Below are 21,787 nucleotides of genomic sequence, written 5' to 3'. Positions count from 1 at the left end.
GTTGATGGAGTGCTATCGCTTGGTCCAACCCGCCATGACAAACACCTGATAAACCGGACTGTGATTTCGGTAATAGGAGGAGTGAATTGAATGACGTTAAGCCTTGGCGAGGAGCTGCCATATATCGCAACAAAGATTTTATCCTTATTGAAACTCATTCAGGATATCGTTCATCAATTACCGATCCGGATGGTGCTATGCATTATCTCGATACAAATGTTGATGATGAAACGCTCGGGCGTTGTCTCAATGATGCGTTGCTGAAAAGTCGTTTCATTACTCCCCAGCAACGCGCGGAAAATCCGCTTTTCTTCGACTTTCGGTTGGTTGGAGAAAATTATAAGAAGTGGGTCGATGGCCTTCTTGCGCGGTATGAATATAAAACCAAGCAAGCGCTGTTCAAGAAAATGATCTTGTGTCACGCTAAAGTTGCTGACGGTGTCCTTACGCTTGATCCATGCCGCCATGACAAGCTCGAAGCCTGGGAAGGCTTGGGTGACGACGAGAAAGTCATCCTTCCTTTTGATTCGTCAGAGGCCGAAATTGGCGCTGCCCTGCGAGTCGCATTGGACCGATGCATCCCGTGATCTGGCGTATTGGCTACAAGAGAGCGCGCGATGGCTACAAGAAGTGTCAGCAAAAACCAAGAAAAGTAAAAATGAAAATCATTCATCGACTCACTCTTTTGCCGCTTACGACCTTTATCGCGGCCGCCGTTCACGCGCAACAGGCGCCGACTCCTGCAGATCAGGCCGCCGCCGCTCGCGCGAACGCTGAACAGGATCGACAGGCCCAGCAGCAGCGCGACGCACAGCAGCGCGACGCAACCGTGCGCGCGCCCTCCGTGCGTTCGGACGTGCCGCGCATCGAAGCGTATCCGACACTTCCCGTCGAAACGCCGTGCTTCCGAATCGACCGTTTCACACTCGACGTGCCTGACTCGCTGCCTGATGCGACGAAGGCTCAGGGCGCGTCCGCGCTGCCGATGGACCGCTTCGCATTCGCGCGCGAATGGCTGAACCACTACGCGGGGCAATGCGTTGGCAGGCAAGGCGTCGATCTGCTGGTCAAGAGCCTGTCGCAAGCGGTCCTGGCACGTGGCTACGTCACCACGCGCGTGCTCGTCCCGGAGCAAGACCTGTCGTCCGGCACGCTCAAGCTATCCCTGATCCCGGGCGTGATCCGCCGCATCCGCTTCGCCGATGAAAAACTGCGCGGCACCTGGAAAACAGCCTTCCCGACTCGCGACGGCGACGTGCTGAACCTGCGTGACCTCGAACAAGGCCTCGAGCAGATGAAACGCGTATCGAGCCAGGACGTCTCGATGCAAATCGTTCCCGGCGATCTGCCCGGCGAGAGCGACGTCGTGCTCGACGTGAGGCGCGGCAAGCCGTGGACGGTCGTCGCGTCGATCGACAACTCCGGCACGCGCGCCACCGGCAGGTTGCAAGGCAACCTGTCGGTCGGCATCGACAACCCGCTGGGCCTGAACGACATCTTCAACATCGGCGTGAGCCAGGATCTGGAACTCGGCGACAAGCGCCTCGGCTCGCATGGCTGGAACGGCTTCTATTCGATTCAGTGGGGCTACTGGACGGCTACGCTGTCCGCCTACACGAATACCTACTACCAGCAGATTGCGGGTGTGAACCAGACGTTCGTCGCGAGCGGCAATTCGAAGACGGTTGATTTCAAGCTGGCCCGTGTACTGGCACGCGGCCAGAACGACGTGTTCGGCGGATATTTCCGGCTGTCGCGCCGATTCGGGCAGAGCTTCATCGAAGACACCGAGATTTCGCAGCAGCGCCGCAACAACACGATCATCGAACTCGGCCTGACCGATCGCCACTATTTCGCTGGCGCACAGTTCGACGGCTCGCTCGCGTATCGCCAGGGCGTCGGCGGGTTCGGCGCGCAGAACGACACATTCGCTGCAGGTGGCGGTCCGACCTATCGCTTCAAGATGGCGGTGCTCGACGCAAACCTGTCGGTGCCGTTTGCGGTCGGCAAGCAACCGTTTCGCTATGTCGGAACGTTCCACGGCCAGTACACCGGCAACACGCTGAACTACCTTGATGACGTGACGATCGGCAGCCGCTACACCGTGCGCGGCTTCGACGGCGAAACGATGCTGGCGGCGGCGCGCGGGCTCTACTGGCGCAACGAACTGCAAATGCCGATTGGCCAGACGGGGCAGGCGCTGTACGCGGGGCTGGACTATGGACGCGTATGGGGGCCGCAGCCGATCCTGCTCGTCGGTACGCAACTGGCCGGTGCAGTCGTCGGTGTGAAGGGCAGCGTCGGCACACGCTTTGGCGCCTACGCGTACGACCTCTTTGCGGGGACGCCTGTCTACAAGCCGTCGGGCTTCCCGACGGCGCGCGTCACGGTCGGGTTCCAGGTCACCGCGCAGTTTTGAGTGGATGAGGTGCGTCTGGATCCGTATCGATCCGGACACACCGTACGGTAGCTTTTCCCGGCGCTGCCTGGAATGGCATCGAGCAGTAGGCAGCAATCGATCACGAGGGTGATCTGTTTTATTAGTTATATTGATCAATAGAGAGAGTGAAAGATGAAAAACAATATTATTCTGGCGATCCTGGCGGGTTCTACCGTCTTGTTGTCGGCATGTGGTGGTGGCGGTGACGGCGGCGGGAGCAACGCGACGAGTAGCGACAGCGCGACGGGAACCCCTTCGCCGACCACACCGGACCCTCAGCCTGTCACGCTCAAGTGTCCTGACGGCTACAAGTCGATCCAGCTCACCAAGAGTGCTGTTGCGAATGCGACGATGACGCTGGTCACCGACGACGGCATCGCGACGTTGACCTTCAAGACCCCGCCGGGTGGTGTGGTTCGCGACGGATTGATTTGCCTGGGCAAACCGGATCCGGTGCCTGCAGGCGTGAACGCGGATCTTGTCTACGAGATCAAGTCCTACGGCGGGTTCGACAATATGTTCGACCGCACGCTGACCCTGAACTTCACCTCCAACATCATTCCCAATCCGAGCCCGGCGGTCATCGAAATGGCCGACGTCTCGGGCGGGACCGTCACCTACAAGCCAACCATTGCGGGACCGATCATTTCGACCCCGCCGACCTTCAGTTTGTCGGCGGCTGCAAACTTCACCGGCCTGTACGTTGTGCGTCTGAAGCATTAACCCGGCGACGCGAGCCGGGGCCGCGAATCCGCCGGGGATGTGCCGATTCGCGGCGGCGATCGCGGCGAGGCCCGCAATGCCGCGTGCGAACCGGATCGGGACTTCGTGGATCACGTCCCGTTCCACCGGAATGCGCAGCGCCGTATCGCACGCGGCCGGTTGGCACCCTACACGAGCTGGCCAGCCGGATCGCAACCACCCGGCCGTGCGTGCAAGTCTGGTGCCCATCTGTCGAACCGACTACACTGCGCAGTCAACGCACACCGCAAGGATTCCTCCATGGGAGCCGGCCCGTCCACGGATCGCTAAGCCGCAACGACCTTCGTCAACCGGTCGTTGCGGCGATCTCCCGTTGTCCCTCGCTGACCAGGCAGATCGCCGCCAGATTCCCTTTTCTGAGCGGATGCCTCGTCATGCCTGAACAATCCACGCCCGTCTGGGCTTATTCGTTGCCGTCGGCGCTGCTGCTGATGGCGCCTTTCGATCTCCTCGCTTCGCTGGCGATGGACGTTTACCTGCCGGTGATCCCGGAGATGCCGTCCGCGCTGGGCACGTCGCCGGCCATCGTCCAGTTGACGCTGAGCGTCTACATGGTCGTCCTCGGCCTGGGCCAGATGCTCTTCGGCCCGTTGTCGGACCGCGTCGGCAGACGGCCGGTGGTGCTCGGCGGTGCGCTGTGTTTTGCGGCGGCTTCGCTGGCACTTGCGATGGCCACCGGCGGCGGTCTGTTCGTCGCACTGCGCGTGCTGCAGGCGCTGGGCGCGTCTGCCGCGCTCGTCGCCACGTTCGCGACCGTTCGCGATGTCTACGCCGATCGTCCTGAAGGCCGCATGATCTACAGCCAGTTCGGCGCGATGCTGGCGTTCGTGCCCGCACTGGGCCCGCTGCTCGGCGCGGCCATCGCGACGGCCTGTGGATGGCGCGCGATCTTCGCGACGCTCGGCCTGCTGGGGCTGCTCGCGTGCGGCCGTGCGTGGCCACGCTGGCACGAAACGTGGCCGCGGACGGCGAACCGGCAGGGGCCGTCCGTCGCATCGATTCTTGGCAGCCGGCCCTTTCAGGTTCATACGCTCGCGTTTGCCGCCGCGATGGGGGCGTTCTTCGTGTTCTTCTCCACCGCGCCGCGCGTGCTGGTCGGCGGCGCGGGCTATTCCCGCGAGGCGTTCAGCCTGGCCTTTGCGACCGTCGCGATCGTGATGGTCGTCGTGTCGCGCTTCGCAGGGACGTTCGTGTCGAGGTGGGGCGAGGCGGGCTGCGTTGCGCGAGGGGCGCTCACGATGATGACGGGTGCGATCGTGCTGGCCGTCTGTACGGTCCTGGCGACGCCGTCGTTCGCGACGTTCGTGATGCCGATGTGGCTGGTCGCGGTCGGTATCGTGCTGATGTCGTCGGTGTCCGCGAACGGCGCGCTGCGCGATTTCGGCGCTGCCGCCGGCAAGGCGGTTGCGCTCTACTACGCGGTGCAGGGCGTGATCGTCACCGGCGTGGGCACGCTCGCGACGCTGATCTTCGACGGTGCTACCGCGTGGCCGCTGGCGGCCTGCTGCTTCGGTATGGGCCTCGCGAGCTTCGTCGCGATCAAGGGGCTGACGCGTGCGACCGGTCGCGCGCGTGACGGGCGCGACAGCAGCGTCTCGTTCGACTGAGCATGCGCGCAGCGACGCGCTGTGGCGTCGGGCCGCGCGGCGCTTCGATGAAGTGGCGGGGCAGCGGGCCCCGCCATTGCCACCGCGTCAGGCCGGCGCGCGCTGCCCGAATGCCTGCCTGATACGCGCGAACAGCCCGTGTTGCTCGATCCATTCGGAATACGCACGATAGTCGGGATCGCGCATCAGGTGGCGCTCCTCCGTCTTCGCCCGCGCGTAGTAGATCAGGTTGACCGCGACGAGCCCCGCGCAGTGCATGAGCCCGACCTGCCAGCCGAGCGGCTCGACGAACGGCACCGACACCATCCAGTACGACAGGTTCTTCGTGATGTACGCCGGATGCTTCGTGAAGCGGTACGGGCCCGACGTGATGATCCCGCGGTTGGTGAGGTTCGAGAAACGCAGCCCGAACGAGATCGTGCACAGCGCGTAGGTGAGCAGCAGCAGGATGATCACCGAGCCCCAGATCACGCGCAGCGTCGGCGCCGACAGCAGCCAGGTGTCCCAGAACATCGAGCCCTGGTAGCGGATGTAGTTGTTCGAGAACAGCGACCAGAACGGCTGGTAGCACATCAGCGCGGCCACCCAGCCGAGCGTCGTTGGTTCGACGGTGCGCACGTGGCTGTCGAGGATGCGGAACGTGCACAGGTAGCCGACGGTGCCGAACATCAGGTCCATCGTGAACGACAGGTCGTACATGAACATGAACGTCGCGATCGTCATCGGCGCGTGCATCGCGTTCGCGAGCGACGCGCTCAGGTGATCGGCGTCCTTCGACAGATAGACGGTCATCAGCGGCAGGAAGAACGCCTTCACGCCCCAGCCGGCCAGCATCTCGCGCACCGGCTTCCAGCTCGCGGGCTGCTCGCGGCGGAACAGGAAGCGGCCCCACAGCAGGTACGCGTCGTCGGTCTCGCGCTGGTGGCGGTCCATCCACGCGAAGTAGAACGGCGCGGCGACGATCACGTACGGCGCGAGCGAGCGCAGCAACGACCAGAACGGCAGATAGAACGCGCCGTGGTATTCGGGCAGCAGCCAATAAATGATGCCGATGCCCGCGTAGACCGACGCGAGCGCGCCGAGCCGCGTCGCGACGCGCGCGATGCCGAGCGGCCGGACGGCCTGTCGCGACAGCCCCGCGCTCGGGCGCAGGTAGGCGCGCGAGATGAAGAGTTCGTGCAGCGCGATCGTGCCGATGATCGCAAGGCTCGCGATGACCGCGCGCGAGGCCGCGTCGAGACCGGGGTGGTCGCGCGTGATCCACAGCGCGAAGAGGCCTGCCGTGATGCCGAGCAGGCCGGCCCGCAACGGCGTGGCGGAACGGGGCGGGCGGTCCTGGACCGCGGCGATGCCGTCGATGGTGGAGTTCATGATCGAGTCCTCGTCGGGATGAGGGCCGGCGCCCCCGCTTGGCGGGTGACGCCGGCCGTCGGCCGGGCTATGTATGGATGCGCGCCCGGCCACTGGCCTGTCGTTCTGATACGTGATGCGTCGAACCTTACTTCTTGGTGCCGCCGCCCAGCAGTCCGCCGAGCAGGTTGGTCACCGGCGACAGCAGGTTGCCGCTGCCGCCCGCGCCGGCGCCGGTGGAGCCGCCGGTCAGGCCGGTCACCACGGAGCCGCCGCCGCCCGGCGTCGTCGCCGTGCCGCCTGCACCGCCAGTGGCACCCGCCGAACCGGACGGCGTCCCCAGCGCACCCGTGACCGTGCCGACCGGGCCGTTCGTCAGCACCCCGCCGAGCGTGCCCGACACGTTGCCGCCCGGCGTCGTGACGGTGCCGGTCAGGCTCGCGCCGAGCGGCGTCAGCGAGTTGACGAGGTTGGTGACCGGTGCGAGCAGAGCGCCGAGACCTGCGCCACCCGTGCCGCTGGTGCCGCCGGTCCCGCTCGTTCCGCCCGTGCCGCTGGTCCCGCCGGTGCCGCTCGAACCGATGCCGCCGAGTGCGCCCGTCACCGTCCCGAGCAGGCCGGTGATCGGCGCGAGCGGGCCGCCGCTGCTGGTGCCGCTGGTGCCGCCCGATCCGCTCGAGCTGCCGCCGCCGATGCCGCCCGTCAACGTGCCGAGCAGGCCGGTGATCGGGGCGAGCGGGTTGGTGCCGCTGCTGGAGCTGCTGCTGCCGCTGTACAGGAGACCGCCCGTCGAGGTCACCGTGTTGCCGAGCTGGTTGACACCGTCGCCGACCGGGTTGCCGGTCGCGCTGCCGACCTTCGTGCCGGCGAGGCCCAGGCCGCTGCCGAGCGTGCCGAGGAGGCCGCTGAGCGGTGCGCCGAGCAGCGTCGCGTTGCCGAGCGTTTGCGTGACGCCCGGCGTCGTGACGCCGCCGGTCAGCGTATTCGTGATCGGGTTGATCGCCTTGCCGAGCTGTGTATCGAGCTGCTGGACCGGCGAGCTGTTCAGTGCCGTGTTCAGCGCCGATGCGGTTGAATTGACCGCCGTGCCGACCGTGTTGACGAGACTGCCGACCAGCGTCGTCGCCGGTGCGAGCGGCGACAGCGGACCGGTGCCGAGGCTCGTCACGGCATTGCCGAGGTTGTTCACCGCACCACCGGCGCCGGTCAACAGGCCGGTGGTCGACGTGAGCGTCGGCCCGAGCGGGTTCGCTGACACGCCGATCGAGCCCAGGCCGGCCGCGATGCCGTTGCCGAGCGACTGCACGCCGTTGCCGAGGCTGCCGACCGCGTTGCCGACACTGGTGGCCGTCGTCGGGTTCGTGCCGGGGATCTGCACGCCGCCGATCTGAGCGCCGCCGTTCACGACCGTCGTGCCGAGCGCCGTCACGAGGTTGCCGGATTTCTGCAGGACGTTGCCGAGCGGGGTGACGCCGGTGCCGGAGCTGGAGGTGCCTGAGCTAGACGTACCAGAGCTGGAGGTGCCGGAGCTGGAGGTGCCGGAGCTGGAAGTACCGGAGCTGGAGGTGCCGGAGCTGGAAGTACCCGAGCTGGAAGTACCGGAGCTGGAAGTACCGGAGCTGGAAGTACCGGAGCTGGAAGTACCCGAGCTGGAAGTACCGGAGCTGGAAGTACCGGAGCTGGAGGTACCGGAGCTGGAGGTACCGGAGCTGGAGGTACCGGAGCTGGAGGTACCGGAGCTGGAGGTACCGGAGCTGGAGGTGCCCGAGCTGGAAGTACCGGAGCTGGAGGTACCGGAGCTGGAGGTGCCCGAACTGGAAGTACCCGAGCTGGAAGTACCGGAGCTGGAGGTACCGGAGCTGGAAGTACCGGAGCTGGAGGTACCGGAGCTGGAGGTGCCGGAGCTGGAAGTACCCGAGCTGGAGGTACCGGAGCTGGAGGTGCCGGAGCTGGAGGTGCCGGAGCTGGAGGTGCCGGAGCTGGAGGTGCCGGAGCTGGAAGTACCGGAGCTGGAAGTACCCGAGCTGGACGTACCGGAGCTAGACGTACCCGAGCTGGAAGTACCAGAACTGGAACTGCCCGACGTGCCGGACGACCCCGAAGTCCCGGAGCCCCCCGATGTACCCGAAGTCCCCGAACTGCCGCCCGTCCCGGACGTGCTCGGCTTGATGGTCGGCGGGGTCGTCGGTCCGTCGACCGAGCCGCAGCCGTACAGCGCGAGCAGCGATGAGACGGCCATCGTTACCGTCGTCTTCTTGAAGAGATTGTGCATGTTGCCCTCGACATTGGAAGTGTGTCCCAGGCCATCTCTGCAAATTCCGCGCCATGACAGGTTCCGTGAAACGGCATCGCGATTTGTTGCGGGAATTGGGAATATCGATGCGATTTAAACGCAATTAGAGCGGTTTCGCGCGACAGGCGCCCAAGGTGCGCCAACGTCGGAGCCGCGATGTTCCCGCCAGGCACCGTAACGCGCGACGGGATGTTACGTAGCGTTCGACCGCCCGTTACGCGAACGGCCGCGAACCGAGGGCCGCGTCTTTGACGAAATGCGCCGTCCCGCTGAACATGGCGCGAAATCCCCCGGTCGCCGGCGGCGCGGCAGCGGCCACGACTCCAACCATCAGGACACGGACATGAGCGAACAGGACAGGGAATACGGCAAGGCGCGGCGGATCGACGTGATGGGCCCGGCGTTCGTCGAGCGCGCGATGCGCGACCTCGACGGCTTTTCGCGTCCGCTGCAGAACTGGCTGAACGAGCACGCGTGGGGCAGCACTTGGCAGCGGGGCGGGATCGACCTGAAGACGCGCAGTCTGTGCACATGCGCGATGCTGGCGGCGCTTGGCCGCAGCACGGAACTGAAGGGTCACATTCGCGGCGCGCTCAACAACGGCGCGAGCCTCGTCGAGATCCGCGAGGTATTGCTGCACAGCGCGCTGTACGCCGGCGCGCCGGCCGCGGTCGAGGCGTTCCGCAGCGCGCGCGAGGTGATATCGGAGCTCGGGCTGTCGGTGCCCGACGACGAAGCCTGATTTCGCGCCGGCGCCGGCGGCACGGCACGGAATCAGGCCTTGTTACGCGGTCTCGGCTTACGCGATGCGTGCCGACGGCGCGGCCACCTCGGCCGGCGCGGCGGCGACTTCGAGCAGCCAGTCGGCGGTGGCTTCCGGAATCGTGACCGGCAGCATGTGCCCGCCCTCGACGACCTTCAGCCGCACGCGCGCCGATTTCTTCGCGAGCGCTTCGCCGTGCTCGCGCCAGTTCAGGATCGGATCGGCACGGCCGTACAGCACGTCGACCGGCAGCGCGAGGTCCGGGTAGCGGCGTTCCATCGCGGGCAGGTCGACCGGCGCCGACAGCAGGTCGGTCGCCGTCGCGTAAAACACGTGCGGGCGCATCCCGAGCAGCCCGCCGCCCTTGACCGGGAAGTCGCGCGGCACGTCTTCCGGCGCGAACACCTGGCGTACGGCCTTGCGGCCGGTCAGGATCGTCAGCGGAATCGCGAAGGTCCACGACACGAAGCGGCGCACCAGCGGCGACGGCAGCATCAGCGGCTTGAACGGCGCCGGCGGCTCGCTCTGCTCGTGCGACAGCGGCGCGATCAGCGCGAGGCGGCTCACGCGGTCCGCATGATTGAGGCCGACCGCGAGCGCGATCGCGCCGCCGAGCGAGTGGCCGACGAGCACCGGCTTGTCGAGCTTCAGCGCGTCGATGAACGCCGCGACGGTGCGGGCCTGCGCGAACACGTTCGCCTGCGAACCCGCGCCGCGGAGCGAGCGGCCGGCGCCCGGCCGGTCGATGAGGATCACGCGATGCTGCTGCGCGAGCCGCGCGAGCGGCAGGTACGCGAAATTGCGCAGTTGCCCCGCGAGCCCGTGGACGAACACGATCGGCGGGCCGTTGCCGTATTCGACGTAGTGGATGCGGTCGCCGCCGATGTCGACGAAGCGGCCTTCGGGCGGAAACGCGCGCGTCACGCGGCGGGCCACGTAACCGGTAAACAGCGCGAGCGCGGCGAGCGCCGCGACGACGCCGAGCAGCACGTTCTGGATCAGATGGAGCGTAGGGGTCATGTCGGCCTCAGCGGGTTTCGAGTGCGGGTTCGGCAACCGGCGCCGTGGCGGCCGGGCCGGCTTTCGCGCGGCGTTCGAACTGCATCGCCGAATCGGCGAGTCCGCTGAACTTCAGCGATGCGAGATCGAGCACGTAGTTCTGGTGGAATTTCCACGGCTTGCTGTGCCCCTGCTTCGGCAGGATGCCGGCCGCGCGCTGGATGTAGCCCGAGCTCAGGTTGACGGCCGGCACGTTGCCGAGATCGCCGGCGCCGAGCCGCGGCACGCATGTGTCGTAGCCGTTCGCGCGCATGTGGTTGAGCAGCCGGCACACGTAGCGCGCGATCAGCTCGGCCTTCAGCGTCCACGATGCATTCGTGTAGCCGAACGACGATGCGAGGTTCGGCACGTTGCTGTACATCATGCCCTTGTACGACACGGTATCCGGCAGGTCGACCGCGCGGCCGTCGACGGTGACGCGCGCGCCGCCGAGCATCTTCACCTTCAGCCCGGTCGCGGTGACGATCACGTCCGCGTCGAGCTGCTGGCCGCTCTTCAGCTTGAGGCCGGTCGGCGTGAAGCGCTCGATCTCGTCGGTGACGATCGACGCGCGGCCCGAGCGGATCGCCTTGAACAGGTCGCCGTTCGGCACGAGGCACACGCGCTGGTCCCACGGCATGTAGCGCGGCGTCAGGTGCTTCGCGACGTCGAAGCCGGGGCCGACCTGCTTGCTGGCCGCGCGGATGATGAACTGCTTCGTCCGGTCGGGCTTGCGGCGCGACACGTTGTACAGGTACATCGTCAGCAGCACGTTCTTCACCCGCACGAGCCGGTGTGCGAGCCGCGACGGCAGCACGCGGCGCAGCGCGTTCGCGATCTTGTCGCGCGCGGGCAGCGACACGATGTAGGTCGGCGAGCGCTGCAGCATCGTCACGTGCTGCGCGTCGGCCGCCATCGACGGCACCAGCGTGACGGCCGTCGCGCCGCTGCCGATCACGACCACGCGCCGGTTCGCGTACGACAGGTCCTTCGGCCAGTGCTGCGGATGCACGAGCTTGCCTTCGAACGTGTCCATCCCGGCCCAGTCGGGCAGGTAGCCGGCGTCGTAGTCGTAATAGCCGCTGCACATGAACAGGAAGCGGCAGGTGTACACGAGCGTGTCGGTCGCGCCGTCGCGCGTGCGCTCGATGCGCACCGTCCAGCGCGCGCGGTTCGAGTCCCAGTCGGCTGCGACCACCTTCTGGCCGTAGCGGATCGTCTTGTCGATGCCGTACGCGCGTGCGGTGTCTCGGATGTAGTCGAGGATCGTCTGGCCGTCCGAGATCGCCTTGTCGCTGTGCCACGGCCGGAAGCTGTAGCCGAGCGTGAACATGTCGGAATCCGAACGGACACCCGGATAGCGAAACAGGTCCCAGGTGCCGCCGATCGCGTCGCGCGCCTCGACGATCGCGACGCTCGCATACGGGCAGCGCTGCTTCAGGTGATAGGCCGCGCCGATGCCGGACAGGCCGGCGCCGACGATCAGCACGTCGAGGTCGTTACCGTCCTGGCGGGCGCCGGGGGCGGGCGGCGCGGCGCGCCGGTCGGTCGTCGTCGAGGTCATGCGGGGTCCTTGGTCGGCGTGGTCGGGAGCGCGGCCGGGGCATGCGCGCGTTCAAGGTTGCGGGCGCGGGCGCGGCGCACGTGGCGCAGCATCAGCCACTGGTAGCCGGCGCCGAGCAGGCGCGCGATCCGGTCGAGCCGGCGCGCGTCGGCGCCGACGAGCACGCGGCGCGCATTGCGCTCGACACCCGCGAGGATCTGACGTGCGGCGTCGTCGGCCGTCGTCGCGTTGATCAGGCGGTTTGCCTGGCGGCGATGGGTCGCTTCGTCCTGGCCCGTGAGCGCATGGATGCTGGTATCGACGCGGCTCGCGTCGACGATGCTCGTCGCGACGCCGCCCGGATGCACGCAGGTCGCGCTCACCGGCGCGCCGTCGAGTTCGAGCTCCATCCGCAGCGCCTCGGTGAAGCCGCGCACCGCGAACTTGGTCGCGTTGTACGCGCTTTGGGTGGGCATCGCGACGAGGCCGAACAGGCTCGACGTGTTGACGATGTGCCCGTCGCCCGACGCGCGCAGATGCGGCAGGAACGCCTGTGTGCCGTGCACGACGCCCCAGAAGTTGATGCCGACGATCCATTCGAGATCGGCGATGCGCGCGGTCTCGGCGCTGGCGGCCAGCGACACGCCCGCGTTGTTGAAGACCAGGTTGACCTTGCCGTGCTCGGCGCGCACGAAATCGGCCCACGCGAACACCGCGTCGCGGTCGGCGACGTCGAGCCGCCGCGTGCTCACACGCACGCCGTGCTGCGCGCAGGCGGCCGCCGTGCCGGCGAGCCCGACGTCGTTGACGTCGGCGAGTGCGACCTCGCAGCCGCGCCGCGCGAGCTCGACCGCGAGGCTGCGGCCCATGCCCGAACCGGCGCCGGTGATCGCGGCGACCTTGCCGGAAAACCCGTTCATCCGTCGTTCCTCCCGTTCCGCTTGCGCTGTACCGGCGGCGCATCTATTGTGGTGTTGTTCGTCACCACTTTAGTTTTCGGGTGTCCTGATGTCAAATAGCGGAATGGAGAAAGCACTCGAAACGGAAAAAACGGAAAAAAGGGGCCGGTCGTATGGTGGCGTGGCGCCCGAGGTGCGGGCCGCGGAGCGGCGTGACGCGCTGATTCGCGCGGCGACGCGCGTGTTCGGCACGGTCGGGTTCCGCAAGGCGACCGTGCGGTCGATCTGCCAGGAAGCGAAGCTGAACGATCGCTATTTTTATGCGGCGTTCGACAGCACCGAGGATTTGCTGCGCCACACCTATCTGCATCATGCGCAGCAGTTGCACGAAGCGGTCGCGCGGGCGGTGGCCGAGCGAGGCGGCGATTTGCACGAGAGCGTCGATGCGGGGCTCGCCGCATTCTTCGCGTTCCTGCGCGACCCGTGCGCCGCGCGCGTGCTGCTGCTCGAGGTGATGGGCGTGAGCGCGGACACCGACATGACCTACCAGCGCATGCTGATCGACTTCGGCAAGCTGATCACGGCGATCGGCGTGCCGCGCGAAGCGGTGACGCCGGCGGAGCGCACCGAGCAGCGGCTGATCGGGCTCGCGCTCGTCGGCGCGATGACGAACGTCGGCGCGGCGTGGCTGCTCACCGACTATCGCGATCCGGAGGCGCAGATGGTCGCGAGTTGCAGGAAGGTGCTGCTGGGGACGCTGCGGGAGATCGGGTAACCGGAAGGCATCGCGCTTTCGCAACGCCGGTTGAAAATGAAAAATGAAGCGATAGCGGCACAGCGCGCCTGGTGCCGTGTCGTTTTCCTGATTGATTTAATCGCCTGTTGCATAAATTAAAGGGCGGCGATTTTTTGTTGGAAAAACAAATTTAAATGAACTTCATTGTTTTCAATTCTGATTTCATGTGACGATGAATTGATGAAACCGATGTGGATGGAATTAAAAAGCGACGCAATGCGAATTTCAGTTCGCATTGCGCCGATCGTGGCGCGAACATCATCGCGCCCCAGGCACGCTTGATCTGTTGCCGTTGGCCGTCTAGACGCGGATCACCGGTGTGGTTCCCCACGAAATTTCGGCGGTTCGCATTTCAGACTCCTTGATTGAATAAAGCAGGGAATTGAAACGTTTCGGTAAACGCAAATCAGTGTATTGCTGGGAACAAGATTAGTAGAAAAACGGGAAATGCAATAACTGATTTTTGGAAAAATAAAGGGCGCATTCGTTTTGAATGAGAAAGCCCGTGGAAAGGATATTGGAGGTGAGTTAAAGGGACGGGATTGCAGGCGGGCATGCAGGGCGAGGCCGGCTATCCGGAATCAGCTGCTCGTGTGTTTCGCTCGCGCCGCACCCACCGGCGCCCCCGCCGTCTCCCCGATCCTCGCCTTCATCGCCTCGACGAACGCCCGCACCTTCGGCGAAGGCAGCCGCGTCGACGGATACACCGCGTGAATCCCGGCCGGCGCCGAGCGCCATGCGGGCAGCAGCCGCACGAGCCGGCCCGCCGCGACGTCGTCGGCGGTCGAGAAATCCGTCAGCAGCCCGAAGCCGCCGCCTGCGAGCACGATCGCGCGGCACGCGGTGGCGGTGTTCGACACGACCGGCGCGACGCAGCGCACGGAAGCGGTGTTGCCGTTCGCGTCTTCCAGTTTGACCGTATGCGCGTGCGGCAGCGACGACAGCATCACGAACGGCAGCGCGGCGATCGCATCCGGATCGTGCGGCCGCCCATGGCGCGCAACGAACGCGGGGCTCGCGACCAGCCATTTCTCGTACGTGCCGAGCTGCACCGCCCGATAGTTCGAATCGGCGAGGCGGCCGATGCGGATCGCGACGTCGAGGTTGTCCGCGACGAGATCGACCACGCGGTCGTTCGCGACGAGTTCGACATCGAGCCCCGGATGCCGGTCGCGCAAGGCGACGACGGCAGGCGCGACGACCAGCGCGCCGTAGTCGATCGGCACGCTCACGCGCAGCGTGCCGCGCAACGGCCCTGCGTCGGACGACACCGCATCGAGCGCGCTTTCGGCGGCGCGCACGATGTCGCGGCACGCGTCGTAGAACGCCCGCCCCGCATCGGTCACGCTCAGCCGCCGGGTGGTGCGCACCAGCAGGTTCGCGCCGACCTCGGATTCGAGGCGCTGCATGTGCATGCTGACGACCGTCTTCGCCAGGCCGAGCCGCTCGGCCGCGGCTGTCAGCGAGCCGGCGTCGACCACCGCGACGAAGATCGCCAGCCGGTTCAGGTTCACGTCGCGCAGATCAGCCATCGTCGATTGTCCTGTAGAAAAGGATAATGTTTCCGTGATTATCCGTCTTCTGGTGACGAACAGCGAGCGCTACGCTGCGGTTGTTCGTCGCCGATTCCCGGCGGCGCGAGATTCCGGAGCGTTTCCATGTCTGCCGCCAACAAGCCTGCTTCACCGATCCGCGTCTATTCGTTCCTGCTGTCCGGGCACGCGCATCGCGTGCGGTTGTTCCTGTCGCTGCTCGGCCTGCCGTCCGAGACCGTCGACGTCGATCTGGCCGCCGGCGCGCAGCGCGAACCGGCGTTTCTCGCGCTCAATCCGCTCGGGCAGGTGCCCGTGATCGACGATGGCGGCACGGTGATCGCCGATTCGAACGCGATCCTCGTCTACCTCGCGAAGCGCTACGGCGACGCGCACTGGCTGCCCGACGATCCGGCTGGCGCGGCGGTCGTGCAGCGCTGGCTGTCGTATGCGGCGGGGCCGATCGCATCGGGGCCGGCCGCCGCGCGGCTCGTGACCGTGTTCGGCGCGCAGCTCGACCCGGAGGCCGCCAAGCGCACGGCCGCGAAGGTGCTCGACGTGATCGACCGCGAACTGGCCGGCAAGCCGTTTGCCGCCGGCGCGCAGCCGACGATCGCCGATATCGCCGCGTATTCGTACATCGCGCACGCGCCGGAGGGCGGCGTGTCGCTCGAACCGTATCCGCACGTGCGTGCGTGGCTGGCGCGCATCGAGGCGCTGCCGGGCTTCGTCGCGATGCCGACGACGCGCGTGGGCCTGCTCGCCGCGTAATACCGACCGAATCCGAGCCTGCTCAGGGAGAACGCGATGAATGCCCCGACTGTCCCGACCGCCGTCGTACCGGGCTGGGAACTCGACACCGCGCCGTTTCACGCGGGCGAGCTCGCCGTGCAGCAGCGCGCGGGCGTGACGGAGGCCGCGGGTTCGGCCGGCCGGCGCGGGATCCGGCGCTTCATGCCGGACCAGCACCGGACGTTTTTCGCGCAACTGCCGTTCTTCGTGCTCGGCGGCGTCGATGCGCACGGCCAGCCGTGGGCGACGCTGCGGGCCGGCGCGCCGGGGTTCGTGACGTCGCCCGATGCGCGCACGCTGCGCATCGCGTCGCGCGCGCTGCCGGGCGATCCGTTGGCCGGCGCATGGCAGCCGGGTGCGCCGCTCGGCGGCCTCGGGATCGAATTCGATACGCGGCGGCGCAATCGCGTCAACGGCGTCGTGCGCGCGGTCGACGGTGACGCGCTGACGATCGCGGTCGAGCAGAGCTTCGGCAACTGTGCGAAGTACATCCAGGGGCGCAAGCCGACGTTCGCCGCACGGGAAGCCGATGCGTCCGCCGAGCCGGACGTGTCGGATGCGTTGAACGATGCGGATCGCGCGCTGCTGGCGCAGGCCGATACGTTCTTCGTCGCGAGCGCGAACACGTCGGCGGATGCGGGCGCCGCGCGCGGCGCGGACGTGTCGCATCGCGGCGGGATGCCGGGCTTCGTGCGCGTCGAAGATGCGCACACGCTGACGACGCCGGATTTCAGCGGCAACCGCTTCTTCAACACGCTCGGCAACCTGCAGCAAGATCCGCGCGCGGGGCTGCTGTTCGTCGATTTCGACCACGGCGACCTGCTGTATGTGGCCGCGCGCGCCGAGATCGTGTGGGACGGGCCGCTCGTCGCGTCGTTCGACGGCGCGCAGCGGGTCGTGCGGTTCCATGTGCGGGAAGTGCGGCGCACGCGCGCGGTGCTGCCGTTCCGGTGGTCGGCGGTCGAGCGTGCGCCGCAGTTCGCGGCGATGGCGGCGGGTGTGGGTGTCGGCGCAAACGCAGGCGCAGGCGCGGTGGTGGTGCCGTCCGCATCCTCACCCGAATCCGCATCGGCATTGCCGGCCGCATCGACGTCGGCACCCGCATGGCGCTCGCTGCGCATCGCGAAGATCGTCGAGGAAGCGCGTGCGATCCGCTCGTTCCATTTCGAACCGGTGGACGGCGGCGTGCTGCCCGCCTACGAAGCCGGGCAGCACCTGACGCTGCGCGTCGCGCTGCCGGGCAGCGATTCGCTGGCGATTCGCAGCTACACGCTCTCCGATGCACCGGGCGGTACGCATTACCGGATCACCGTGAAGCGCGAAGGGCGCGTCTCGGCGTGGCTGCACGATCATGCGCACGCTGGCATGACGCTCGACGCGCAGATGCCGCGCGGCCGCTTCACGTTCGATCTCGCGAGCCCGCGCCCGGCCGTGCTCGTGTCGGCCGGTATCGGCATCACGCCGATGGTCGCGATGCTGCGCCGCGCGCTGGCCGACGTTCAACCGTCGCGCCGCGTGGTGTTCGTGCACGGTGCACGTGAAGGGGCTGATCGACCGTTCGCCGAGGAACTGGCACGCGTCGCGGCCGTCGACGCGCGCTTGTCGCTCCACTGGTTCGACAGTCATCCTCACGAAGGCTCGGCAGCGCACGCCGGCCGCATCGACATCGCGCAACTGAAACGGATTCTTTCGTTCGACGATTACGATTTCTACCTGTGCGGACCGTCGGCGTTCATGCGCGACTTGTACGACGGATTGCGCGCGCTGAACGTGCCGGACGAACGCATCCGTTTCGAGGCATTCGGGCCGTCGAGCGTGGTACGCAGCGCGACGCGCACGTCCGCCACGCCGGCCGCGGCGAGCGTGCCGGTCGTCTTCCGGCGCACCGGCCGCGAAGCCGCGTGGACGCCCGCCGACGGCTCCTTGCTCGAATTCGCGGAAGGGCAGCGCGTGGACGTGCCGTCCGAATGCCGCTCCGGTTCATGCGGCACATGCGCGACGCGCGTGCTGTCCGGTGCGGTCGACTATGAACAGGCGCCCGATGCACCGGTCGAACCCGGTTGCGCGCTGCTGTGCGTCGCGCGGCCCGCACAAGGGTCGGAACCGCTCGTGCTCGACCGCTGACGCACCCATGCGACATGCCGCCGCAGACGGCCTGCTGCGCGAAAAGCGCGCACAACTGCTTCTTTTTTCGGATGCCGGTCGGATCGACGATAGCGTCAACCGATAGATGAAAGGAGCGCAATCATGAAACTGCTCGGCATGATCAAACTGGTCCTGTGGAGTTTCTTCGGCGTACGCAACAGCAAGGCGCACGCGACCGATCTCGCGAACGCCAACTTCACGATGCTGCCGTTCGTGGCGATCATCCTCGCGGTGCTCGTCGGCGCGGTCATCTACGGTGTCGTGCACCTGGTCGTCGATCCGACCGTAACGATGCAGGGGTTCTGACCGGACGGCCGACGAATCGCGAGCGGGCGAGCGTTCCCGCTCCGGTTTCCGGCCGTAAGACCGGCGCGCAACGGCGCCGGTCACTGAGGCGGGGGCGCACGACGCAAGTCACGCGTCCATCGGCGCCGTCGTCGTGTCGCGCGAATCGCGCTGTCCCCATTCCCGCCTTCCCCGCCTTCCGTTTCGCCCGATTCCAGGTCGGTCAGCCCCGCCCGGGGTAAAATGCGCGCCGCGCCGCGATGTCGCGCGCGACGGGCATGCCGCCGTTCCAGCGAACGGTGCGCGCAAGTGCGTCGCGCCCGCACCGAGGCGTTCGAAGCGTCCCCCCGCACGACAAGACCGCGCGATGCAGCCGGCCACCCGACACGCCCCCGACGAACCCGTCGACGGTCGCGTCGGTTCCCGGTGCATCACCTGAATCCGATGTCCCATCCTGCGTCTTCCCGACCGAGCGGCCCGCTTGCGTGCCGTATCGTCCGGTTCGTCTGATGAATGTCGCGCACGGGCACGTTTCGCAGCTTCGTAACGGGTTTCGACAGGGTCGAGTGGCGAGTTTTCCATCCAGAACAATGACGGTGAATAGAACAACAGCGTCGCCCGCACGGCGGCGGCGCGCGAAAGTCGGGCTTGGCGTCGGTCTCGGCATCACGCTTTTCGCGGCCCAGGCCGCCGCGGCGCAGGGCGACACGCCGGCGCCGGACGCCGACGCAGCCGGCAGCGCGACGCTGCCGACGATCACGGTGAGCGGCGAGCGCGGCAACGCGCTGCGCGTACGCAACGCGTCGGTCGCGGGGCTCGACGACACGCCGCTGCGCGACACGCCGGCGTCGGTGAGCGTCGTCACGCGTGCGCAGCTCGACGACCAGCAGGCGAAGCGGTTGAGCGACGTCGTGCGCAACGACGCGTCGGTCGTCAACGACTATGCGCCGGTCGGGTATTTCGAAGGCTTTGCGATCCGCGGCTTTCCGGTCGATCTCGCGAGCGCGATCCGGATCGACGGGCTCACGGTATCCGGCGAGCAGAACGTGCCGCTCGAGAACAAGGAGCGCGTCGAGATCCTGAAGGGGCTTGCCGGCATCGACAGCGGCGTCGTCGCGCCGGGCGGCGTGATCAACTTCGTGACGAAGCGCTCGGCGAACGTCGCGAGCGTGACGGGCGGCGTCGACAGCCGCGGCTCGACGTCGGCGGCCGTCGATCTCGGCCGCCGCTTCGGCCCCGACAATCAGTTCGGCTTCCGGATCAATGCCGCGAAGGAGAACATGCACTCTTACATCGACGGCACGAACGGACGGCGTACGTTCGGCTCGATCGCCGCCGACTGGGACATCAGCCCGCGTGCGAGCCTGCAGCTCAACGCCGAATTCCAGCAGTGGATCCAGCGTTCCGCACCCGGCTATCAGCTGCTCGGCGGCACCGTCGTGCCTTCGGTCAAGACGACGTCGAAGGCGCTCGGCACGCAACCGTGGGCGAAACCGCTGACGACTGACGCGCTGAACCTGAATGCGCGCTTCGACTACCAGTTCAACGACGACTGGAAGGCCTATATCGCCGCCGGCCGCAGCCGCACGATGATCGACGACAACAGCGCGTTCGCGTACGGCTGCTCGTATGCGGCGAGCTGCACGGCCGGCGCGACGTCGCCGTTCTTCTTCGGCGCGAACGGCGACTACGACGTCTACGACTTCCGCAGCCCCGGCGAATATCGTCGCAACGACGACCTGCGTGCGGTCACGACCGGCAAGTTCGCGACAGGCCCGCTGCGGCACGAGCTGACGCTCGGCGTGAGCGTGCAGCGTCGCGTCGTGAGCATGGCCGACGCCGTGTACGACTACGTGGGCAGCGAGAACATCTACGGGCCCGACACGACGTTCTCTCCGTCGCCGAATTCGCCCGGCCCGTCGTATCCGCGCCTCGATGCGTGGCAGTACGGCGTGTTCGGGCTCGACCGCATCAGCATCGGCGAACACTGGCAGGTGCTCGCGGGCGGCAAGGAGGTGCTGTTGCGCCAGCGCAGCTGGAGCAGCCTCGACGGCGACGCGACGCATACCGACCGCTCGGTGTTCCTGCCGCAAGTGGCGCTCGTCTACAAGCCGGTGAACGTGCTGTCGCTATACGCGTCGTACAGCAAGGCGCTGTCGCTCGGCGACCAGGCGCCGGTGCGCGCGACCAACGCGTATGCGTTCCTGCCGCCGGTCGAATCGCACCAGTTCGAGGTCGGCGCAAAATACGACTGGCTCGACCGGCTGAGCCTCACGGCCGCCGTGTTCTCGATCAGCAAGCCGTTCCAGTTTGCCGACCCGGACGCATCGGGCACAAGTTACACGTTCGTGCAGCGCGGCACGCAGCGGCACCAGGGGATCGAGCTCGGCGCAGCCGGGCGTGTGACCGAGCGCCTGGGGCTGACGGCCAGCGTCGCGGCGATTCGCGCCCGTGCGTATGATTCGGGGTCGCCGGCGTACGAAGGGCACCAGATCATCAACGTGCCGGCGCTGCGCGCATCGCTGTATGCGGATTACGCTGTGCCGGGCGTCGCGGGGCTGAACGTGCTGGGCGGCGTCGAGTACAGCGCGGCCCGCAATGCGAACGAGGAGGGCACCGCGCGCGTGCCGTCGTGGTTCGTGTTCAATCTCGGCGCACGCTATACGACGAAGATCGGCGGCCATCGCACGGTGCTGCGCGTGTCGGTCGACAACCTGTTCAACAAGTTCTACTGGCGCGACGCGGGCGAGCAGCAGGGCGATGCGTACCTGTTCCCGGGTGCGCCGCGCACCGCGCGCGTGTCGTTGACCTATGATTTCTGACCGTCCGGAACCGGCCGCGTGATGCGCGGCCCCGGCAGCCAACCTGGAGAGCACAGACGATGTCCCCACTCGAAATCGCCGGCGTGATCGTCAGCGCGCTCGCGATCTGGCTGACCGCGAAGCGGCGCATGCTGTGCTGGCCGGTCGGGCTCGTGTCGGTCGCGCTGTACGGCTGGATCTTCTTCGACGCGAAGCTGTACTCGGACATGCTGTTGCAGGGCGCGTTCGCAGTGCTGCAGGTGTACGGCTGGCAGCGCTGGCTCGCCCAGCGGGCGAGCGAAGCCGACGGCAGCGCGGCGCCGGCCGGCGACGTCGCGCCCGTCACGGGCGTGCGGCCGATGCAGATGCTGCCCGACCTGATCGCGGCCGTCGTCGGCAGTGCGTTGCTCGGCGGCATGATGGCGCGCTGGACCGATGCGGCGCTGCCGTTCGTCGATGCATCGCTGACCGCGTTCAGCCTCGTCGCGCAATACTGGACCGCGCGGCGCTACATCGCGTCGTGGGGGCTGTGGATCGTCGTGAACGTCGTGTACGTCGGGATGTTCGTGTTCAAGGAACTGTATCTGACGGCCGGGCTCTATGCGCTGTTCATCGGGCTGGCCGTCGTCGGCTGGCGCGACTGGAGCCGCACGGCCGCGGCGTTGCGCGCGGCGGCCGGCGGTGTGCCGGCAATCGGCGGCGGCGCGCGCTGATCCACGCGCCGATTCGGATTCAACTACG

General features: G+C 67.1%; 18 protein-coding genes. 12 read left to right on the top strand and 6 right to left on the bottom strand.

Features of this window, described 5'->3' with window-relative positions:
- The first annotated feature begins 86 nt into the window (after positions 1-86).
- From F3J15_RS01075 to cml, 4 genes are all read left to right on the top strand, one after another.
- A complete protein-coding gene (locus tag F3J15_RS01075; RefSeq protein WP_166886637.1) occupies positions 87-587 on the top strand; it encodes a contact-dependent growth inhibition system immunity protein in 501 nt (166 codons plus the stop codon).
- 71 nt (positions 588-658) lie between these two features.
- On the top strand, positions 659-2,419 hold the full coding sequence (locus F3J15_RS01070) for a ShlB/FhaC/HecB family hemolysin secretion/activation protein (protein WP_166886696.1): 1,761 nt from the start codon (positions 659-661) through the stop codon (positions 2,417-2,419).
- Positions 2,420-2,572: 153 nt separating this feature from the next.
- Positions 2,573-3,163 (top strand): hypothetical protein, encoded by a 591-nt coding sequence (locus F3J15_RS01065; RefSeq protein WP_166886634.1) that lies wholly within the window; start codon positions 2,573-2,575, stop codon positions 3,161-3,163.
- Positions 3,164-3,576: 413 nt separating this feature from the next.
- Positions 3,577-4,809 (top strand): CmlA/FloR family chloramphenicol efflux MFS transporter, encoded by a 1,233-nt coding sequence (gene cml, locus F3J15_RS01060; protein ID WP_166886631.1) that lies wholly within the window; start codon positions 3,577-3,579, stop codon positions 4,807-4,809.
- Between the two features lie 87 nt (positions 4,810-4,896).
- Here cml and F3J15_RS01055 read toward each other — a convergent pair whose 3' ends face one another.
- Positions 4,897-6,180 (bottom strand): isoprenylcysteine carboxylmethyltransferase family protein, encoded by a 1,284-nt coding sequence (locus tag F3J15_RS01055; RefSeq protein WP_166886628.1) that lies wholly within the window; start codon positions 6,178-6,180, stop codon positions 4,897-4,899.
- A gap of 127 nt (positions 6,181-6,307) precedes the next feature.
- Positions 6,308-7,588: a collagen-like triple helix repeat-containing protein gene (locus F3J15_RS37635; RefSeq protein ID WP_166886625.1), complete on the bottom strand. Its 1,281-nt coding sequence runs from the start codon at positions 7,586-7,588 to the stop codon at positions 6,308-6,310.
- On the opposite strand from F3J15_RS37635, the gene F3J15_RS37630 reads away from it, so the two are divergent.
- Both F3J15_RS37630 and F3J15_RS01040 read left to right on the top strand, forming a co-directional pair.
- Positions 7,572-8,549, top strand: coding sequence for a highly repetitive protein (locus tag F3J15_RS37630; protein WP_166886200.1), 978 nt, complete (start codon positions 7,572-7,574; stop codon positions 8,547-8,549). The genes F3J15_RS37635 and F3J15_RS37630 overlap by 17 nt on opposite strands.
- 246 nt (positions 8,550-8,795) lie before the next feature.
- On the top strand, positions 8,796-9,194 hold the full coding sequence (locus F3J15_RS01040; RefSeq protein ID WP_166886622.1) for a carboxymuconolactone decarboxylase family protein: 399 nt from the start codon (positions 8,796-8,798) through the stop codon (positions 9,192-9,194).
- Positions 9,195-9,251: 57 nt separating this feature from the next.
- Here F3J15_RS01040 and F3J15_RS01035 read toward each other — a convergent pair whose 3' ends face one another.
- Genes F3J15_RS01035 through F3J15_RS01025 form a run of 3 tightly spaced genes read right to left on the bottom strand, consistent with a single transcriptional unit; the run spans position 9,252 to position 12,716 of the window.
- Positions 9,252-10,235: an alpha/beta fold hydrolase gene (locus tag F3J15_RS01035; RefSeq protein WP_069250910.1), complete on the bottom strand. Its 984-nt coding sequence runs from the start codon at positions 10,233-10,235 to the stop codon at positions 9,252-9,254.
- A gap of 7 nt (positions 10,236-10,242) precedes the next feature.
- Positions 10,243-11,817, bottom strand: coding sequence for an NAD(P)/FAD-dependent oxidoreductase (locus F3J15_RS01030; protein ID WP_166886619.1), 1,575 nt, complete (start codon positions 11,815-11,817; stop codon positions 10,243-10,245).
- Entirely contained in the window at positions 11,814-12,716 is a 903-nt protein-coding gene (locus F3J15_RS01025; protein WP_166886617.1) for an SDR family NAD(P)-dependent oxidoreductase, read from the bottom strand. The genes F3J15_RS01030 and F3J15_RS01025 overlap by 4 nt, the downstream gene beginning before the upstream one ends.
- 103 nt (positions 12,717-12,819) lie before the next feature.
- On the opposite strand from F3J15_RS01025, the gene F3J15_RS01020 reads away from it, so the two are divergent.
- Positions 12,820-13,470, top strand: a complete 651-nt coding sequence (locus F3J15_RS01020; protein WP_240159178.1) for a TetR/AcrR family transcriptional regulator — start codon at positions 12,820-12,822, stop codon at positions 13,468-13,470.
- A gap of 602 nt (positions 13,471-14,072) precedes the next feature.
- Here the strand turns inward: F3J15_RS01020 and F3J15_RS01015 are convergent.
- Positions 14,073-15,023: a LysR family transcriptional regulator gene (locus tag F3J15_RS01015; protein ID WP_166886611.1), complete on the bottom strand. Its 951-nt coding sequence runs from the start codon at positions 15,021-15,023 to the stop codon at positions 14,073-14,075.
- Positions 15,024-15,149: 126 nt separating this feature from the next.
- On the opposite strand from F3J15_RS01015, the gene F3J15_RS01010 reads away from it, so the two are divergent.
- The 5 genes from F3J15_RS01010 to pnuC all read left to right on the top strand — a co-directional run bounded on the left by F3J15_RS01010 (position 15,150) and on the right by pnuC (position 21,759).
- Positions 15,150-15,794, top strand: coding sequence for a glutathione S-transferase (locus F3J15_RS01010; protein WP_089486382.1), 645 nt, complete (start codon positions 15,150-15,152; stop codon positions 15,792-15,794).
- Positions 15,795-15,830: 36 nt separating this feature from the next.
- Entirely contained in the window at positions 15,831-17,939 is a 2,109-nt protein-coding gene (locus F3J15_RS01005; RefSeq protein ID WP_166886608.1) for a pyridoxamine 5'-phosphate oxidase family protein, read from the top strand.
- A gap of 123 nt (positions 17,940-18,062) precedes the next feature.
- Positions 18,063-18,266 (top strand): DUF2970 domain-containing protein, encoded by a 204-nt coding sequence (locus F3J15_RS01000; protein WP_043178166.1) that lies wholly within the window; start codon positions 18,063-18,065, stop codon positions 18,264-18,266.
- 569 nt (positions 18,267-18,835) lie between these two features.
- Positions 18,836-21,067 carry a TonB-dependent siderophore receptor gene (locus F3J15_RS00995; RefSeq protein WP_166886605.1) on the top strand — a complete coding sequence of 744 codons (2,232 nt, stop codon included), beginning with the start codon at positions 18,836-18,838 and terminating at the stop codon, positions 21,065-21,067.
- Between the two features lie 59 nt (positions 21,068-21,126).
- Positions 21,127-21,759, top strand: coding sequence for a nicotinamide riboside transporter PnuC (gene pnuC, locus F3J15_RS00990; protein WP_166886602.1), 633 nt, complete (start codon positions 21,127-21,129; stop codon positions 21,757-21,759).
- Positions 21,760-21,787: the final 28 nt, after the last annotated feature.

This window comes from Burkholderia sp. Ap-955 (assembly GCF_011753045.1).
Lineage (GTDB): Bacteria > Pseudomonadota > Gammaproteobacteria > Burkholderiales > Burkholderiaceae > Burkholderia > Burkholderia lata_D.
This window is presented reverse-complemented; position numbering and strand designations above follow the sequence as displayed.

What these genes read in the sequence shown, in the direction of transcription:
- F3J15_RS01040 (WP_166886622.1), top strand. Translation starts at nt 8,796, where the DNA reads ATGAGCGAACAGGACAGGGAATACGGCAAGGCGCGGCGGATCGACGTG.
- pnuC (WP_166886602.1), top strand. Translation starts at nt 21,127, where the DNA reads ATGTCCCCACTCGAAATCGCCGGCGTGATCGTCAGCGCGCTCGCGATC.
- F3J15_RS01020 (WP_240159178.1), top strand. Translation starts at nt 12,820, where the DNA reads ATGGAGAAAGCACTCGAAACGGAAAAAACGGAAAAAAGGGGCCGGTCG.
- F3J15_RS01010 (WP_089486382.1), top strand. Translation starts at nt 15,150, where the DNA reads ATGTCTGCCGCCAACAAGCCTGCTTCACCGATCCGCGTCTATTCGTTC.
- cml (WP_166886631.1), top strand. Translation starts at nt 3,577, where the DNA reads ATGCCTGAACAATCCACGCCCGTCTGGGCTTATTCGTTGCCGTCGGCG.
- F3J15_RS01065 (WP_166886634.1), top strand. Translation starts at nt 2,573, where the DNA reads ATGAAAAACAATATTATTCTGGCGATCCTGGCGGGTTCTACCGTCTTG.
- F3J15_RS01070 (WP_166886696.1), top strand. Translation starts at nt 659, where the DNA reads ATGAAAATCATTCATCGACTCACTCTTTTGCCGCTTACGACCTTTATC.
- F3J15_RS01025 (WP_166886617.1), bottom strand. Translation starts at nt 12,716, where the DNA reads ATGAACGGGTTTTCCGGCAAGGTCGCCGCGATCACCGGCGCCGGTTCG.
- F3J15_RS00995 (WP_166886605.1), top strand. Translation starts at nt 18,836, where the DNA reads ATGACGGTGAATAGAACAACAGCGTCGCCCGCACGGCGGCGGCGCGCG.
- F3J15_RS01000 (WP_043178166.1), top strand. Translation starts at nt 18,063, where the DNA reads ATGAAACTGCTCGGCATGATCAAACTGGTCCTGTGGAGTTTCTTCGGC.
- F3J15_RS01015 (WP_166886611.1), bottom strand. Translation starts at nt 15,023, where the DNA reads ATGGCTGATCTGCGCGACGTGAACCTGAACCGGCTGGCGATCTTCGTC.
- F3J15_RS01055 (WP_166886628.1), bottom strand. Translation starts at nt 6,180, where the DNA reads ATGAACTCCACCATCGACGGCATCGCCGCGGTCCAGGACCGCCCGCCC.
- F3J15_RS01035 (WP_069250910.1), bottom strand. Translation starts at nt 10,235, where the DNA reads ATGACCCCTACGCTCCATCTGATCCAGAACGTGCTGCTCGGCGTCGTC.
- F3J15_RS01030 (WP_166886619.1), bottom strand. Translation starts at nt 11,817, where the DNA reads ATGACCTCGACGACGACCGACCGGCGCGCCGCGCCGCCCGCCCCCGGC.
- F3J15_RS01005 (WP_166886608.1), top strand. Translation starts at nt 15,831, where the DNA reads ATGAATGCCCCGACTGTCCCGACCGCCGTCGTACCGGGCTGGGAACTC.